At 29.7% G+C, this 1,067-nt stretch carries 2 protein-coding genes; both read right to left on the reverse strand.

Annotated elements, in window-relative coordinates:
- Window positions 1-15: 15 nt before the first annotated feature.
- A complete protein-coding gene (locus FRY97_RS21905; protein ID WP_147169757.1) occupies window positions 16-579 on the reverse strand; it encodes a hypothetical protein in 564 nt (187 codons plus the stop codon).
- A gap of 13 nt (window positions 580-592) precedes the next feature.
- The coding region (locus tag FRY97_RS21910; RefSeq protein WP_211356960.1) for a hypothetical protein at window positions 593-1,067 on the reverse strand (475 nt) is incomplete at its 5' end.

Below are 1,067 nucleotides of genomic sequence, written 5' to 3' on the forward strand. Positions count from 1 at the left end.
TGGGCAGTTTCATATTTATTCTAAAAACCAGTTATTCATTAGTCTTAAGGAAAAATGATCAGGCTCGAACTCATCAAGATATAAAATATCTAATTTTAAAACATCAAACTCTCTTACATATTCATACATATGCCATAATGTTTCATTTTTTCTCAAGTCATCGAAGAAACCTTCACATATTACTAATGCACAGCTTGTGACTAAATTAACGCCGTTTTTATGTTTTTCCTCAATTGAATCTATGGTTGCCTGATCCACGACCCCTTTATCTATTAACTTTTCTAACCATTTATATTCATCATTATCCTGAGATAACTGAGTATTTGTTAAAAACTTGTAGAATAGTAATTCACCTACAATCTGCCATTTAGAAAGTGAAGAATGAGAGGCTTTTTTCACCTCTATGATTGTTATTTCACCTTTCTTATTTATTCGAAGGATATCTGGACGTCCGGATTTATCTTTTAAATCAAGTGTTCCGTAAGGTGTATAGACTTCTGTTATAAAGAACTCCTCAGGAAATTTATTTCTCAAAATTTCAGCAATTTTCTCGATGTAGTAATTTTCATGTCTATCCATTCTACCTGAAGTATTACAACCCTTTAAGTCTTATTTCTATTGAATAGTTCGACTTAATCGATTTAACAAATTTTTTATCTAAACGCCTAGAAAAAGATTTAATTTTCTCTGCGTCACTCATAAATACAAATTCTTTAATCATACTATTTTTATTTTGATGACAATTATACGTAATAACCTTACATAAGTTTTTATAAAATTCATGAGAGATGTTATTTCCTGATACTTTTAACTCGTATGCTATCTTATTTTCAACATCTACAACATCAATTTTTTCATTTGCAATATTCGCCACTTTACATTCAATTTCAATTTGGGGAAATTCACTTTTTATAGCTCGTTGCCATTCTTTGTGAATCTTATTTGAAGATTTAGTTGCAAAAGAAACATTTGAGGATTTATTCCAGTGCTCGTCTCGAATCCTTTTTGCAGCTGAAATGATTTTTATATCTCTACTCTGATCCATTATAATTATTTTAATTGCCCAC

The sequence above is a fragment of the Phaeodactylibacter luteus genome, assembly GCF_007993045.1.
Lineage (GTDB): Bacteria > Bacteroidota > Bacteroidia > Chitinophagales > Saprospiraceae > Phaeodactylibacter > Phaeodactylibacter luteus.

What these genes read in the sequence shown, in the direction of transcription:
- FRY97_RS21905 (WP_147169757.1), bottom strand. Translation starts at nt 579, where the DNA reads ATGGATAGACATGAAAATTACTACATCGAGAAAATTGCTGAAATTTTG.